Origin of the sequence: Pseudomonas sp. Root562, from assembly GCF_001427125.1 — a bacterium.
Classification (GTDB): Bacteria; Pseudomonadota; Gammaproteobacteria; order Pseudomonadales; family Pseudomonadaceae; genus Aquipseudomonas.
In genome coordinates this window covers 433,269-448,367 of the sequence record NZ_LMGK01000001.1, presented here as the reverse complement: position 1 = coordinate 448,367, position 15,099 = coordinate 433,269, and the positions used below count along the sequence as shown (strand labels likewise).

12 protein-coding genes are annotated in these 15,099 nt (G+C 60.3%); all 12 read right to left on the bottom strand.

Annotated elements, in window-relative coordinates:
• Nucleotides 1-43: 43 nt before the first annotated feature.
• The 12 genes from ASD60_RS02015 to ASD60_RS01960 all read right to left on the bottom strand — a co-directional run bounded on the left by ASD60_RS02015 (nucleotide 44) and on the right by ASD60_RS01960 (nucleotide 15,046).
• Nucleotides 44-1,978: a methyl-accepting chemotaxis protein gene (locus ASD60_RS02015; protein ID WP_056852379.1), complete on the bottom strand. Its 1,935-nt coding sequence runs from the start codon at nucleotides 1,976-1,978 to the stop codon at nucleotides 44-46.
• A gap of 150 nt (nucleotides 1,979-2,128) precedes the next feature.
• Nucleotides 2,129-3,418 carry an adenylosuccinate synthase gene (locus ASD60_RS02010; protein ID WP_056852378.1) on the bottom strand — a complete coding sequence of 430 codons (1,290 nt, stop codon included), beginning with the start codon at nucleotides 3,416-3,418 and terminating at the stop codon, nucleotides 2,129-2,131.
• Between the two features lie 54 nt (nucleotides 3,419-3,472).
• Entirely contained in the window at nucleotides 3,473-4,660 is a 1,188-nt protein-coding gene (locus ASD60_RS02005; RefSeq protein WP_056852377.1) for an ATP phosphoribosyltransferase regulatory subunit, read from the bottom strand.
• A 313-nt stretch (nucleotides 4,661-4,973) separates the two neighbouring features.
• The gene (gene hflC / locus ASD60_RS02000; RefSeq protein ID WP_008064109.1) at nucleotides 4,974-5,843 is read right to left on the bottom strand and encodes a protease modulator HflC; all 870 of its coding nucleotides are present in this window, start codon (nucleotides 5,841-5,843) and stop codon (nucleotides 4,974-4,976) included.
• Nucleotides 5,843-7,015 (bottom strand): FtsH protease activity modulator HflK, encoded by a 1,173-nt coding sequence (gene hflK / locus ASD60_RS01995; protein WP_056852376.1) that lies wholly within the window; start codon nucleotides 7,013-7,015, stop codon nucleotides 5,843-5,845. Before hflK ends, hflC begins: the two co-directional genes overlap by 1 nt.
• Nucleotides 7,016-7,111: 96 nt before the next feature.
• The gene (gene hflX / locus ASD60_RS01990) at nucleotides 7,112-8,413 is read right to left on the bottom strand and encodes a ribosome rescue GTPase HflX (RefSeq protein ID WP_056852375.1); all 1,302 of its coding nucleotides are present in this window, start codon (nucleotides 8,411-8,413) and stop codon (nucleotides 7,112-7,114) included.
• Nucleotides 8,414-8,425: 12 nt separating this feature from the next.
• The gene (gene hfq, locus ASD60_RS01985; RefSeq protein ID WP_007902656.1) at nucleotides 8,426-8,686 is read right to left on the bottom strand and encodes an RNA chaperone Hfq; all 261 of its coding nucleotides are present in this window, start codon (nucleotides 8,684-8,686) and stop codon (nucleotides 8,426-8,428) included.
• A 93-nt stretch (nucleotides 8,687-8,779) separates the two neighbouring features.
• On the bottom strand, nucleotides 8,780-9,751 hold the full coding sequence (miaA, locus tag ASD60_RS01980) for a tRNA (adenosine(37)-N6)-dimethylallyltransferase MiaA (protein WP_056852374.1): 972 nt from the start codon (nucleotides 9,749-9,751) through the stop codon (nucleotides 8,780-8,782).
• Nucleotides 9,751-11,661, bottom strand: a complete 1,911-nt coding sequence (mutL, locus tag ASD60_RS01975) for a DNA mismatch repair endonuclease MutL (RefSeq protein ID WP_056852373.1) — start codon at nucleotides 11,659-11,661, stop codon at nucleotides 9,751-9,753. Before mutL ends, miaA begins: the two co-directional genes overlap by 1 nt.
• Nucleotides 11,658-13,040 (bottom strand): N-acetylmuramoyl-L-alanine amidase, encoded by a 1,383-nt coding sequence (locus tag ASD60_RS01970; protein ID WP_442965968.1) that lies wholly within the window; start codon nucleotides 13,038-13,040, stop codon nucleotides 11,658-11,660. Before ASD60_RS01970 ends, mutL begins: the two co-directional genes overlap by 4 nt.
• A gap of 48 nt (nucleotides 13,041-13,088) precedes the next feature.
• Nucleotides 13,089-13,559: a tRNA (adenosine(37)-N6)-threonylcarbamoyltransferase complex ATPase subunit type 1 TsaE gene (tsaE, locus tag ASD60_RS01965; protein WP_056852371.1), complete on the bottom strand. Its 471-nt coding sequence runs from the start codon at nucleotides 13,557-13,559 to the stop codon at nucleotides 13,089-13,091.
• Complete coding sequence (locus ASD60_RS01960) at nucleotides 13,547-15,046, bottom strand: NAD(P)H-hydrate dehydratase (protein WP_056852370.1); 1,500 nt, start codon at nucleotides 15,044-15,046, stop codon at nucleotides 13,547-13,549. Before ASD60_RS01960 ends, tsaE begins: the two co-directional genes overlap by 13 nt.
• Nucleotides 15,047-15,099 lie beyond the last annotated feature (53 nt).

Below are 15,099 nucleotides of genomic sequence, written 5' to 3'. Positions count from 1 at the left end.
AGCGAGCCTGCTCGCGATGACGCCAGACCATTCAACACAAACCCTAAGCCCTGAACTGTCCCAGGCTCGCCTTCAATTGTGCAGCCAACCCATCCAGCACCTTGCCGCTGGCGGTGGTTTCCACCACCGCCTGAGCCGCTTTCTCAGCCTGCGCATGAATCGTCTCGACCCGACCGCGCACTGCCTGCGCGCCCTTGGCCTGATGCGCTGCCGCCTGGGTTGCCAGACCGATCGCCGCATGCACCTGTTCCACCGAGGCCTGCACCGATTGCTGCAACCGCGCACTGTCGCGCAATACCAGTAGACCTTCATTGGCCTGACGCCCGGCCTGACCGATTGCCGCCACCGCTTCGCGCGCGCCCTGCTGCAACGCCACGATGTGTGCCTGGATATCGCCGGTGGAGCTTTGCGTCTTGCTCGCCAGTGCCCGCACCTCGTCAGCCACCACCGCAAAACCGCGCCCGGTCTCGCCGGCTCGCGCCGCTTCAATGGCAGCGTTCAATGCCAGCAGATTGGTTTGCTCGGCAATTCCGTGAATCACCGTCAACACCACTTCAATCTGCTCACTCTGCTGCGCCAGCCGTTCGATCACCTGTGCACCGGTATTGACCTGCCCGGCCAACTCCTCGATCAGGCTGCCGACCTTTGCCGACGTCCGAGTGTTTTCGTCGGTTGCCTGACGAATATCCACAACCTGTTTCAATGCCGCTTGCATGGCGTGGCTTTCCGACTGGGCTTCATCAGCCATTTGCGACAAGGCCCGCAGACTTTCCGCAACTTCATCGCGCTGCATGCCCGCCGCCGCGTCGGCTCCGGCGTTGCGCAAGGTCATGGCACCGATTTCCACGCCGGTACGCTGGGCGACATCACCCGCTTCGCGCACGATTGGCTGCAACTTATCCACAAAGCGATTGACCGCCGAGGCCATGTCGCCGATTTCGTCCTTGCTGTTGATCTGCACACGCTTGGTCAGATCTCCTTCGCCCGCCGCCAGGTCATCCATGGCCACAATCAGCATTTTCAGGCGATTGACCACTCGACGCCCCAACACAACGGCCAGCAACAGCAAAACGCCAAACCCGACCACCGCAAGGCTCACCCCGATGCGCCAGCGCAAGGTCGACGCAGCTTCCTGCACGGTACTGGTGGTATTGGCTTTCATTTCCGAGGCCGTGGACTGCGCCGACTGCAAACGCGATCGCATGGCCGTCGCACTGTCGGCCGCCGCGCCTTTGAGGCTGTCGCCTACCAGCTGATCACCGCTGGCAATCAAAGCCGTGAAGCGTTTATCCAGCGCCGCCAGATCGGCTTCCACCGAGGCGGTCGAGACGCCCATCAGGACCTTGCCGATTTCAACGCCGTTAGGATTGATCGAGGCTTCGATGTAGAACACCGAAGGATCGTTCTTTGCCGCATCCAGCACCTTGTCCAGCGCACGCTCGCCCTGGCCCTTTTCCAGCAGCGCCTTGTTGATCGGGTTCTCGCGGTTGAGGTAGCGCGTCAGGTGCTGGCCCGTGGCGTCGTCATACACCACGAACAACACGTTGGGATTGCGCTGGGCACGACGGGCGAACTCAGACAGGGTAGGCACATCGTTGTCCCACATCGCACGAGGTGCGACGGAAGCCAGCAACTGCGCCATGTCGCTGGCGGAGTCCTTCAGGTCCTTTTCCAGCGTCGCACGCAACTGCGCCTGTTCGTCCTTCAATCGCGCGGACAAACCAGCGGTGAGGCGTTGACGCGTACTGGTGGAAAGGCTGTCCAGGCTCGACGTGACTTCACGCCCGGCCTGCTCCAGTTCAGCGGACAGTTTTTGACTGTCTGCACCCAATCGCACTCCGAGATCGGCTTCCAGCGCGGTTACCGTGCTCCGGGTAAGAGCAACGGCTACCAGCACCTGCACCAAAAGAGCGATACCAAGGGTAACGAACACAGGCCGCAACAAACGGCTTTGTAACAGTGAGAGAACGGCCGACACTTGAAATCCCTCTGCATAAGCGCCATTAAATTGATGGCACGCCGGAAGTGACGTTTTAAGCAAAGCTAATAGCAAAGGTCATGCCGTCCAACAGGCATAAACGACAAAGGCCCCTATTAAGGGGCCTTTGTGTTTTACATCAACGACTTATCAAGCGAACGGATGGCGCAGAACGATGGTTTCGTTGCGGTCCGGACCCGTCGAAATAATGTCGATCGGCGCGCCGATCAGCTCTTCAACGCGTTTGATGTAAGCGCGGGCGTTAGCTGGCAGCTCTTCCAGGGTTTTGGCACCCACAGTCGATTCGGTCCAGCCCGGCACTTCTTCGTAAACAGGCTGCAGGCCTACGTAGCTGTCAGCATCGGTCGGGGCAACGGCATTACCTTGCGCATCCTTGTAGCCGACGCAGATGTTGATGGTTTCCAGACCGTCGAGCACGTCCAGCTTGGTCAGGCAGATGCCAGAGATGCTGTTCACATCGATAGCGCGACGCAGGATGACAGCGTCGAACCAGCCGCAACGACGGGCACGGCCGGTGGTTGCACCGAACTCGTGACCTTGTTTGGCCAGGTGCGCGCCGACTTCGTCGAACAGCTCAGTCGGGAATGGACCCGAACCTACACGCGTGGTGTAAGCCTTGGTGATGCCCAGGATGTAGTCCAGGAACATCGGGCCAACACCCGAACCGGTAGCAACGCCGCCAGCGGTGGTGTTGGAGCTGGTCACGTACGGGTAGGTACCGTGGTCGATGTCCAGCAGGGAGCCTTGGGCGCCTTCGAACATGATGTCTTTGCCAGCGCGACGCAGGTCGTGCAGCTCGGCAGTCACATCCAGCATCAGCGGCTTGAGCAGCTCAGCGTATTCGTTGCATTCGGCCAGGGTCTTGTCGAAGTCGATGGCCGGCTCTTTGTAGTAACCCACCAGCATGAAGTTGTGGTAATCCACCAGTTCACGCAGCTTGTCTTCAAAGCGCGGCATGTTGAGCAGGTCGCCCACACGCAGGCCGCGACGTGCAACCTTGTCTTCGTAGGCCGGGCCGATGCCGCGACCGGTAGTGCCGATCTTCAGCTCGCCACGGGCCTTTTCACGGGCCTGGTCCAGCGCAACGTGGAAGGACAGGATCAGCGGGCAGGAAGGGCTGATGCGCAGGCGCTCACGCACCGGTACGCCTTTCTCTTCCAGCTTGTTGATTTCCCGCAGCAGGGCGTCAGGTGCAACCACCACGCCATTACCGATCAGGCACTGCACGCCTTCGCGCAGTACGCCCGACGGAATCAGGTGCAAGACAGTTTTTTCACCGTCGATCACCAGCGTGTGGCCAGCGTTGTGGCCACCCTGGTAGCGCACTACGGCGGCAGCATGTTCGGTCAGCAGATCAACGATCTTGCCTTTGCCCTCATCACCCCATTGGGTGCCCAGGACTACGACATTCTTACCCATAACACTTGTCCTCATTCGCGCAAACTTGGTGCCGGCGGCGGCCGGCAGGAAAACTCAAGAAGCCAGTGGCGATACTTGCCAAAGCCCGTTCTGCTGAATCAATTGCCGGTCGCAGTCCGCTTCACGGGCGGCGGCCAAAGGTTGTCCAGGCAAGGCCTGAACGACACGCTGACCCTCACTGCGCAACTGGCAAACCTGCTGCCAGAGTGCCGCATCCGTACTGTCAGGCATCCAGATACCGCCAGACGGTAGCTCGATCTCAGCACGCCCCAGGGTCACCAGGGTTTTCAAATCGGTGGAGAAGCCGGTTGCCGGGCGGGCACGACCGAAGTCGGCGCCGATGTCGTCGTAACGACCACCCTGAGCGATGGATTGACCAACACCCGGTACGAATACAGCGAACACCACACCGGTGTGGTAGTGGTAGCCGCGCAGTTCGCCCAGATCGAAATACAGCGGCAGCTCCGGGAAGCGCGCGGACAGACGCTCGGCGATCGCCAGCAAGTCATCCAGTGCAGCCAGAACCGGGGCCGGGGCCTTGGCCAGACGCTCACGCGCCGCCGCCAGGACTTCACGGCCGCCACACAGGTCGACCAACGCCCGCAGCATGCCCGACAGATCGGCAGGCAAGCCTTCGGTCAAGGTAATGACCTCGTCGATGGCCTTGCGTTGCAGCGCATCGAACAACTGCTGTTCAACTTCGCCCGACAAACCGGCGGCGCGCGCCAGGCCGCGGTAAATACCGACATGCCCCAGGTCCATGTGCACATCCGGCACATCCGCCAGTTGCAGCATGGCCAACATCAGGCTGATGACTTCGACATCACTGCTTGGGCTACCGTCGCCGTACAACTCGGCACCCAGTTGAATCGGGCTGCGCGAGGACGACAAGGCGCGCGGCTGCGCATGCAGCACGCTGCCGGCATAGCAGAGACGGTTCGGACCTTCGCGTCGCAGGGTGTGCGCATCGATGCGCGCCACCTGTGGCGTGATGTCGGCCCGGAAACCCATCTGACGACCCGACTGAGGATCGATCACCTTGAAGGTACGCAGGTCCAGATCCTGGCCCGCGCCGGTCAGCAAGGATTCCAGGTACTCGATATGGGGAGTCACGACAAACTCGTAACCCCAGCTCTGGAACAGATCCAACACCTGACGACGCGCGACTTCAATACGCGCAGCTTCCGGTGGCAGTACTTCTTCGATGCCATCTGGCAGCAGCCAGCGGTCTACCGTTGCCATTACGCCAATCCCCTATGATCCGGGCAGCCAGCCTTTGGGCGAGCCTTGAGTGAAGCAGAAAATGACCGGCCCAGCGCAAACCACGCGCATGAGCGACGTGGCGAAAAGCCTGAAACGGGCTTCGCCGACCACTTTCCTCGTAAAACCTTTCGAGCCATAGCGCTCGGGCACCTGCATAAAACAGCAATCAAACATGCAGACGCAAAAAAGCCGGGAATTTCCCGGCTGCCGCATCATACACACGTTTTCCCAAAGGATCACCCCGCCAGAGGTTTTAGCCGCCCGGCGGAGGATGATTCAGGTCAGCGTCGTATCAAGGCTTGGCTTTTTCCAGGTAATGGAAGAAGTCGCTGCTTGGGTCAAGAACCATGACGTCGGATTTGTTCGCGAAGCTTTCACGGTAGGCACGCAGGCTACGGTAGAACGCGTAGAACTCCTGATCCTGACCGTAGGCCTTGGAGTAGATCGAAGCGGCCTGGGCATCGCCATCACCACGAATCTCTTCAGATTCACGATAGGCTTCCGCCAACAACACGCGGCGCTGACGATCGGCATCGGCACGAATGCCTTCAGCCAGCTCGTTACCCTTGGCGCGGTGCTCGCGAGCTTCACGCTCACGCTCGGTGCTCATACGCTCGAACACACTGCGGTTCACTTCTTTCGGCAGGTCGATGGTTTTGACCCGGACATCCACAACTTCGATGCCCAGCTCTTTTTCAGCCATCTTGTTCAACGACGCCGTGATATCCGCCATCAGTGCATCACGCTCACCCGACACGACTTCGTGCAAGGTGCGCTTGCCGAACTGGTCACGCAGCCCGGATTCGAGACGACGGGACAGACGTTCGTCGGCGATCTGCTTGAGGCCGGAAGTCGCAGTGTAGAAACGCTCGGCGTCCTTCACGCGCCACTTGGCGTAGGCATCGACCATCACGGCTTTCTTCTCCAGCGTCAGGAAGCGCTGTGTCGGTGCATCGAGCGTCATCAGACGTGCGTCGAATTTGCGCACCTGGTTAACGTAAGGCACTTTCACATGCAGGCCTGGCTGAACATCGGTCTGGACCACGCGACCGAACTGCAGCAACACCGCACGCTCGGTCTGAGCCACGATGTAGAAGCAGTTCCAGGCAGCGATCGCCACGACGACGCCGACAATAAGGGCGATCAGCGATTTATTGCTCATCAGCGACTCTCCCTGGTACGTGCTTGCTGTTGCTGCAGATCAGCTGCCGCACGCGCATTCGCTTCATTGCTGCTGGCAGCGGCGCCGGTCACCGGAGTGCTGGTGCTGCGACCACTTTCGACCATCTTGTCCAGAGGCAGGTAAAGCAGGTTGCTCTGGCCATTCTTGTTGCCGGTCACGAGAACCTTGCTGGTATTGCTGAAGACTTCCTGCATGGTGTCCAGATACAGACGCTGGCGGGTAACTTCAGGTGCCTTGCGATACTCGGCGACCAGTTTGGTGAAGCGATCGGCCTCACCCTTGGCACGCGAGACGGTTTCGTCACGGTAGCCATTGGCGTCTTCGAGAATGCGCTGGGCCTGACCACGGGCTTCCGGCACGACGCCGTTGGCATAGGTTTCGGCCTGGTTACGCGAACGCTGCTCGTCTTCACGGGCGCGGATCACGTCATCGAAGGCTTCCTGGACTTCACGCGGTGCCGCTGCGCTCTGTACGTTGACCTGGGTGACCGTGATGCCGGTGCGATACGTATCCATGAAGCGTTGCAGACGCTCCTTGATCTCGCTGGCCATCAATTCACGACCTTCGGTCAGCACCTGGTCCATCGCGGTGGAACCCACCACATGGCGCAGTGCGCTGTCGGTCGCGTGCTGCAGGCTGACTTCCGGCTGATCGACGCTCAGTACGAAGTCCTGCAGGTTGCTGATCTTGTACTGCACGGTCAGCGGCACTTCGACGATGTTCTCGTCTTCGGTCAGCATCTGGCCCTGCTTGGTGTACGCACGCTCACGCGTTACGTTTTCCATGTACTTCTTGTCGATCGGCGGGAAGTAGATGTTCAGACCCGGGCCGACCGTTTCGTAGTACTTGCCGAAGCGCAGCACCACGGCTTGCTCCTGCTCGTCGACGACATAGACCGCGCTGTACAGCCATACGGCCGCCAGAACGACCAGGCCGATGCCGAGCAGGCCGCCGAAGCCGCCACTCTTGCCCGAACCACCACCGTCGTCACCCCGTTTCTTACCACCACCGAACAACCCGTTCAGGCTTTCCTGCAGCTTTCGGAAGGCCTCGTCGAGATCCGGTGGTCCCTTGCGGTCGCCGTTATTGCGACGCTTGCCACCCCAAGGATCCTGATTATTCGAGTTGCCACCCGGCTCATTCCAAGCCATAGCGCTCTCCATCTGATAAAGCAAAGACGCACCCACGGCGCGCCGACCAATGCTACAGAATGCCTGTCACCACGGCACAACCGCTTTCTCAGGCTTTTATTGCAAAGTGTGTTGCTCGATGAACTCCACCGGTTGCAAACCCTCACGACTCACCAGCCGATTCAACTCGGATCGTGGCAAGCGAACGGCCAGCAAACTGATGCCTTCGTCATCGTGTTCTTCCTTTTGTACCGCACCGAGTTCAAAAAACTGCGCACGCAGTCGGGCGAATCGTTGCGGCAAGCGCAAGGTGCCAACAAACAAATCACTGCCAAGCAACTCGGCAATGGCTTGCTCAAGCAATTCCAGGCCAGTGCCATCACGCGCCGACAGCCAGACCCGCTGGGGCTTGCCGTTTTCGTCGCGCTGGATTTGTGGCTCAACGCCTTCAAGCAAATCGAGTTTGTTATAGACCTCGAGGATCGGCAAGTCCTGGGCGCCAATCTCGCCCAGCACCACCATCACCTGCTCGATCTGCAACATGCGATCCGGTTCGGCCGCATCGATCACGTGCAACAACAGATCGGAATTGCTCGACTCTTCGAGGGTAGACCGAAATGCCTCGACCAGCTTGTGGGGCAAGTGGCGAATGAAACCTACGGTGTCCGCCAGGACAATCGGCCCCAGGTCGTCCAGATCCAGACGGCGCAGGGTCGGGTCCAGCGTGGCGAACAATTGGTCAGCCGCGTAAACGTCGGATTTCGTGACGTTATTGAACAGCGTGGATTTACCGGCGTTGGTATATCCCACCAGCGATACGGTAGGGATATCCGCACGCATGCGACCACGTCGCGACTGTTCGCGCTGGCTGCGCACCTTCTCCAGCCGGCCCTTGATCTGTCGCAGGCGAACCCGCAGCAATCGACGGTCGGTTTCGAGTTGGGTTTCACCCGGCCCACGCATGCCGATACCGCCACCCTGACGCTCAAGGTGGGTCCAGCCGCGAACCAGCCGGGTGCTCATGTGGTCAAGCTGGGCCAGTTCGACCTGGAGCTTGCCTTCATGGGTACGGGCGCGCTGGGCGAAAATATCGAGAATCAGACCGGTGCGGTCGATCACGCGACACTCGAAAACACGTTCGAGGTTACGTTCCTGGCTGGGCGTGAGGACGTGATTGAAAATCACCAGATCGGCTTCTTCGGCTTTTACCAGGTCGCGCAATTCCTCGACCTTGCCGCTGCCAATCAGGAATTTGGCGGTTGGCCGATGACGCGGCACGTTAAAAAACGCAACGGTCTCGGCGCCGGCCGAATTAGCCAATTCCTGAAACTCCTGCGGATCTTCGCGCGCCTCAGGGTCCTGTCCATCCAAGTGAACGAGGATGACTCGCTCACCACCACCGTGGCGCTCAAAGAACAAAGGAGACTCCTATCAGGCGTTACCTGGCTCAGCGTCACCTGCTTCGGATTCGGTTGCGCTAGGCAGACGAATTGGACGAACCGGCACCACTGTAGAGATAGCGTGTTTGTAAACCATTTGGCTGACGGTGTTTTTCAGCAGGATGACGAACTGGTCGAACGACTCGATCGTGCCTTGCAGTTTGATACCGTTGACCAGGTAGATGGACACCCCAACTTTCTCTTTACGTAAAGTATTCAAGTAAGGGTCTTGTAGCGAATGCCCTTTTGACATGTGCCGCACTCCTTTAAGGATTCAATATAAAAAATAGGTAAACAGATGGCTTTGGCCGTCACACCCCCAAGGATAGACGGCAATTGCAAGGACTCAGCTCAATATGGAGATGGTCCCCAGGTATTTCAAGGCGCGCGGCAGATTGTCGCAATCCAGGCTGTCCAGCCAGTGTAAATCAGCCCAACTGCGCAGCCATGTGAACTGGCGTTTCGCCAACTGGCGCGTGGCAATGATTCCACGCTCCTGCATCTCGGCTGACGTCAGCTTGCCATCCAGGTAGTCCCAGACCTGGCGGTAGCCTACTGCACGTATAGACGGCAACCCGGCATGCAGGTCACTTCTCTTGCGCAGGGCTACGACCTCGTCAATGAATCCCTGTTCCAACATTAAAGTGAATCTTTGTTTAATTCGCTCGTGCAGTACCTGACGATTTGCCGGAGCAATGGCCAAGTTCGCGACAGTATAGGGCAATTGTTGCCGTCCCGAAGCGGCTGCTTCAGTACTTTGCGCAGATTGTTGCAAGCGTAGTGCAGTCATGCTTTGACCGCTCACGCGATAAACTTCCAGTGCTCGACTCAGGCGCTGCGGATCGTTCGGATGAATCCGCGCCGCGGAGACCGGATCAATCACCGCCAACTGGTCGTGCAGGGCTTGCCAGCCAAGGCGTGCAGCCTCTTCCTCGATTTGCGCGCGCACGCAGGGATCAGCCGCCGGCATTTCTGCCAGCCCTTCGAGCAAAGCCTTGTAGTAGAGCATCGTGCCGCCTACCAACAGCGGAATTTTTCCCCGCGCAGTGATATCGGCCATGGCTTCGAGGGCGTCACGGCGAAAATCCGCGGCCGAATAGCTCTCGGCCGGGTCGAGAATATCGATCAAACGGTGCGGAAACTCTGCCAACAGCTCTTTCGACGGCTTGGCGGTGCCGATGTCCATGCCACGATAGACCAGCGCCGAATCGACGCTGATCAGTTCGCAAGGCAGGACCTTGGTGAGCTCGATGGCCAGGTCGGTCTTGCCGGCGGCGGTCGGGCCCATCAGGAAAATCGCAGGTGGGAGCTGGCTCATCAACGACCGCGCAAGAACAGTTTGTCCAGATCGTCCAGGCCCAGTTGGGTCCAGGTCGGTCGGCCATGGTTACATTGACCGCTGCGTTCGGTGTTTTCCATGTCACGCAGCAGACCGTTCATTTCCGGCAGGGCCAGACGCCGATTCGCACGAACCGCGCCATGACAAGCCATGGTCCCCAGCAGTTCGTTGATGTGCGCCTGAATGCGATCGCTGGTGCCGTACTCCATCAGGTCAGCCAATACATCAGCGACCAGGCGGTTGGCTTCCGCCTGCTTGAGCAGTGCCGGAATCTGCCGAATGGCCAGGGTTTCCGGGCCAAGACGCTGCAATTCAAAGCCCAGACGCTGGAACCAGGCGACATGCTCTTCAGCACAATCGGCTTCACGCTGGCTGACTGCCAGCGATTCCGGCACCAGCAGCGGTTGGCCGCTCAGGCCTTCGCTGGCCATCGCAACCTTCAAGCGCTCGTACATGATCCGTTCGTGAGCGGCATGCATGTCCACCAAAACCAGGCCCTGGGCATTTTCCGAAAGAATGTAGATGCCTTTAAGCTGCGCCAGCGCGTAACCCAACGGCGGAATATCATCCTGCCCCGCGGGCAGCGCGACGGCATTGGCCTCGGGCAGCGGAGCGAAAAACTCGCGATAGGCCGCTTGCGCTTCAGCTACGGGTACACCGGACTGCGGACGTGGCGTGTATTGATACTGGTAACCGGCGCCAGCGCCTGAACCGGCAGGCGTATTGAACGAAGGCTGAGCCTGCGGTTGCTCAAGCAGTGCATTGGCGGCCAGGCGCATTTCGCCCTGGGGACCGAATTCTCCGGCATCCAGACCGGTCGGCCGGACGATGGCCGTCGCCACCGGCGCCGCCAGATGGTCGTCCGGCCGCACATCGCCCAAGGCGCGGTGCAAAGTACCGTAGAGGAAATCGTGGACCATGCGCCCTTCGCGGAAACGCACTTCGTGTTTGGTCGGGTGCACGTTGACGTCGACACCTGTCGGGTCAACCTCGAAAAACAGCACGAATGTCGGATGCCGGCCGTTGAACAGCACGTCGCGATAAGCCTGGCGCACCGCGTGAGCCACCAGTTTGTCGCGCACCGCACGACCGTTGACGAAGAAATACTGCAAATCCGCCTGGCTACGGTTGAAGGTCGGCAAACCGACCCAGCCCCACAGGTGCAGACCATTGCGCTCGATTTCGATCGGCAGCGCCTGCTCCAGGAACCCCGGCCCGCAGATGGCCGCCACGCGCCGTGCACGGGCCGCGTCATCGTGGGCCTCATGCAGGCTGAGAATGGTTTTACCGTTGTGCCGCAAATGGAACGCCACGTCGAAACGCGCCAGCGCCAGACGCCTGATCACTTCTTGCAGGTGATCGAACTCGGTTTTTTCGGTTTTGAGAAACTTGCGCCGCGCCGGGGTGTTGAAAAACAGGTCGCGCACTTCCACTGAGGTGCCCACTGGATGAGCGGCGGGCTGCACGCGAGGCGCCATGTCGCGGCCTTCGGTTTCCACCTGCCAGGCCTGATCGGCATCGCGGGTGCGGGACGTCAGGGTCAGGCGCGCCACAGAGCTGATCGACGCCAGTGCCTCACCACGAAAGCCCAGGCTCATCACCTGCTCGAGGTCTTCCAGGTTGCGAATCTTGCTGGTGGCGTGACGCGCCAGCGCCAGCGGCAGGTCGTCGGCGGAAATCCCGCTGCCGTCGTCGCGCACCCGTAGCAGCTTGACGCCGCCCTGTTCGACATCGACATCGATTCGTTTGGCGCCGGAGTCGAGGCTGTTTTCCAGCAGCTCCTTGATCACCGACGCCGGACGCTCCACCACCTCACCGGCGGCAATCTGGTTCGCCAGCCGCGGGCTGAGCAGCTCGATGCGAGCGCTTTTGTTCACGACCTGGTTCATTCTTTGGCCGCCAGGTCATTGCCCGGAATGGTCAGGTGCTGACCGACCTTCAGCTCATCGTTCGACAGATTGTTCGCACTGCGCACAGCAGCAGGCGATACCTGATAGCGCACGGCGATCATCGCCAGCGTTTCGCCCGGGTTTACCCGGTGATCACGCGGACCTTGAGCGATCTTGCCCGAGTCACGCAGCCAGGCAATGTAAGTGCCCGGTGGCGGATTTTGCTGGAAGAACTGGCGCACGCCGCTGCTGATGGAACGTGCCAGCGCTTGCTGGTGGCTCGATGCCGCGAGTTTCGAGGCTTCGTTGGCGTTGGAGATAAACCCGGTTTCCACCAGGATCGACGGAATGTCCGGCGACTTCAACACCATGAACCCGGCTTGTTCCACGCGTTGTTTGTGCAATGGCGTGACCCGGCCGATGTTGCTCAAGACTTTCTGCCCGACGTTCAGGCTGGACGTCAGGGAAGCGGTCATCGACAGATCGAGCAGCACGCCGGCAAGCATGCGGTCCTTGTCATCAAGGCTGACGTTGCCGGCACCGCCGATCAGGTCGGAACGGTTTTCGCTGTCTGCCAGCCAACGTGCGGTCTCGGAGGTCGCTCCGCGATCAGACAAAGCGAATACCGATGCACCGAACGCAGCGGCCGAAGGTGCGGCGTCGGCGTGGATCGAAACGAACAGATCGGCGCCCTTCTTGCGGGCGATTTCGGTACGCCCGCGCAAGGGGATGAAATAGTCGCCAGTGCGGGTCAGTTCGGCGCGGAAGCCTTTTATGCCGTTGACCTGGCGTTGGGTTTCGCGGGCAATCTGCAACACCACGTCTTTTTCACGCTGACCGCGAGAGCCGGAAGCCCCCGGGTCTTCGCCACCGTGACCGGCGTCGATCACGACAATGATGTCGCGTTTGCCGGCCGGGGCTGGCGGCAATTTGATTGCAGGCTCGGTCGGCGTGACCGGCACGGCAGGCACCGTGGCGACCGAAGGCGTTGGCGCTGGCGGCGGCGCGGCATCGGCCGGGTTGTCGAACAGGTCGACCACCAGTCGGTTGCCGTACTGGGCATTCGGGGCCAGGGAGAAGCTTTTTGGCGTGACGGCCTTTTTCAGATCGATGACCACCCGCAGGTCGGTCGGCGTACGCTGGGCCGAGCGCATGGCAGTGATCGGCGTATTCGAAGTGTTGACGTTCAGCGGCGCGCCAAGGCTGGCGCCATTGATGTCGATGACCAGGCGATCGGGAGCAGACAGGGTGAAGACGCTGTGCTGTACGGGACCCGTCAGGTCAAACACCAGCCGCGTGTTGTCCGGCGCCCGCCACAGGCGAACACTGTTGACCTTCGATTCGGCCACAGCGTCGACGGTCACCGCCAAAAACAACATCCCTACGGCAGCAACCAACGCGCGAAAGCGCATACCTAACCCCATCATCTATTTGGATTCCAATGCCAAAGCGGCACACCAGGCTTCGCCACGCGAACCCTGGGATAAAATTGTCAGCGAACGTCCGCTGTCTTGCGGGCTAATGGTAATGGTCAGGTCGGGCTTTGGCAAAAAGCCTGCACCTTTATCGGGCCATTCGATCAGACACAGGGCGTCATCTTCGAAGTAGTCGCGGATACCAAGGAATTCCAGCTCTTCGGGGTCGACCAGTCGATACAGGTCGAAATGGAAGGCGCGAATGTCACCGATCTCGTAAGGCTCGACCAGAGTGAACGTCGGACTTTTCACCGCCCCGACATGGCCCAGGCCACGGATGATGCCCCGCGACAGCGTGGTTTTACCCATGCCGAGATTACCCTCGAGAAAAATCAGACCGTGCCCTTGAGTCGTCTGAGCGATACGCGCGCCAAACGCGGTCATCGCTTCTTCATCAGCCAGGTACAGGGTTACTTCAGACACGGTGCTTGCTCCTCCAACAACTGACGAATGGCTGGTATCAGATCACTGGCCGCCAGCCCACGGCCGAATTTACCCTGTTGCGCACCGGCATTGGCGTGCAGCCAGACCGCCAGGCAGGCTGCGTCGAACGCTGCCATGCCCTGAGCCAGCAACGCGCCGACCAGCCCGGCCAACACATCGCCCAAACCGGCGGTGGCCATTGCCGGGTGCCCCTGATGACACACGGCCAACCGCCCGTCGGGACTGGCGATCAAACTGCCGGCGCCTTTGAGCACAACCACGGCTGTATATTTTTTGCTCAACGCGTGGGCTGCTGCAGGACGATCCGCCTGAACCTGCGCCGTGCTGATCCCCAACAAGCGTGCCGCCTCACCCGGATGCGGGGTGATGACGCAATCCCTGGGCAACACCACACGCGCCTCGGCCAGCAGGTTCAGCGCATCGGCGTCCCAGACTTGCGGTAACGGCGCGTTGGCGGCGGCGGACAACAAGCTGCGCCCCCAGCCAGCCTGCCCAAGTCCCGGGCCGACAACCAGCACGGAAACTTTTTGAAGCAAACCCATTAACTGATTGGCTGATGAGGCGCCCAAAACCATCGCTTCGGGGATTCTGGCCAGCGCGGCGGGTACATGTTCGCTGCGGGTCGCCACCGAAACCATGCCGGCGCCGCTGCGCAGTGCACTTTGCGCACTCAGCAGGATCGCGCCGCCGAAACCGCGATCACCACCGATCAGCAGCACATGGCCGAACTTGCCTTTATGGGAAGCCGGTGCGCGGGAGGCCAGACGCGGAAGATTGTTGGCTGACAAGCGACGGGCACTGATCGGTGCCCCCTCAAGCAACTGCGGGTCGGCGTGCAGATCATTGAAAACCAGCTCGCCCACCACGTCTGCCGCATCGCCCGTGAACAATCCCAGTTTCAAACCAATGAACGTGACCGTCAGGTCGGCTCGCACTGCATCCCCCAGAATGCGACCGGTATCCGCGCACAACCCGGATGGAATATCCACCGCCACCACGGGCAGCTCGACAGCATTGATCGCACCGATAGCGCTGCGGTATGGCTCGCGCACTTCGCCGGTCAAACCCGTGCCCAGCAACGCATCCAGTACAATGCCGCGCAACTCGGACCCGGCTGCCCAGTGCTCAATGAAGACTTTTTCAGATACAGCCTCGGCATATGCCAATGCCGCATCGCCCTGCAAACGCTGCGGATCGCCCACCGCCAGCACCCGCACGGTCCATCCGGCACGTCGAGCCAGAACCGCCACCAGATAGCCGTCGCCAGCATTATTGCCATGGCCAGCCAATACGCTTAACTCGCTTGCTGCCGGCCATTGGCGGACCATTGCACGCCAGGTGGCCCGGGCCGCGCGCTGCATCAATTCGAAGCCCCTGGTGCCGGCCGCGATCAGGCTCGCATCGAGTGCTCGCACCTGGGCGGCGCTGTACAGCGCGTCGGGTATTTCATCTTTAGTGTGCGGCATGCGTCTTCGGGCTCCGATGTCTGGCAGAATTATACGCACCTCAGCTCCGGTTT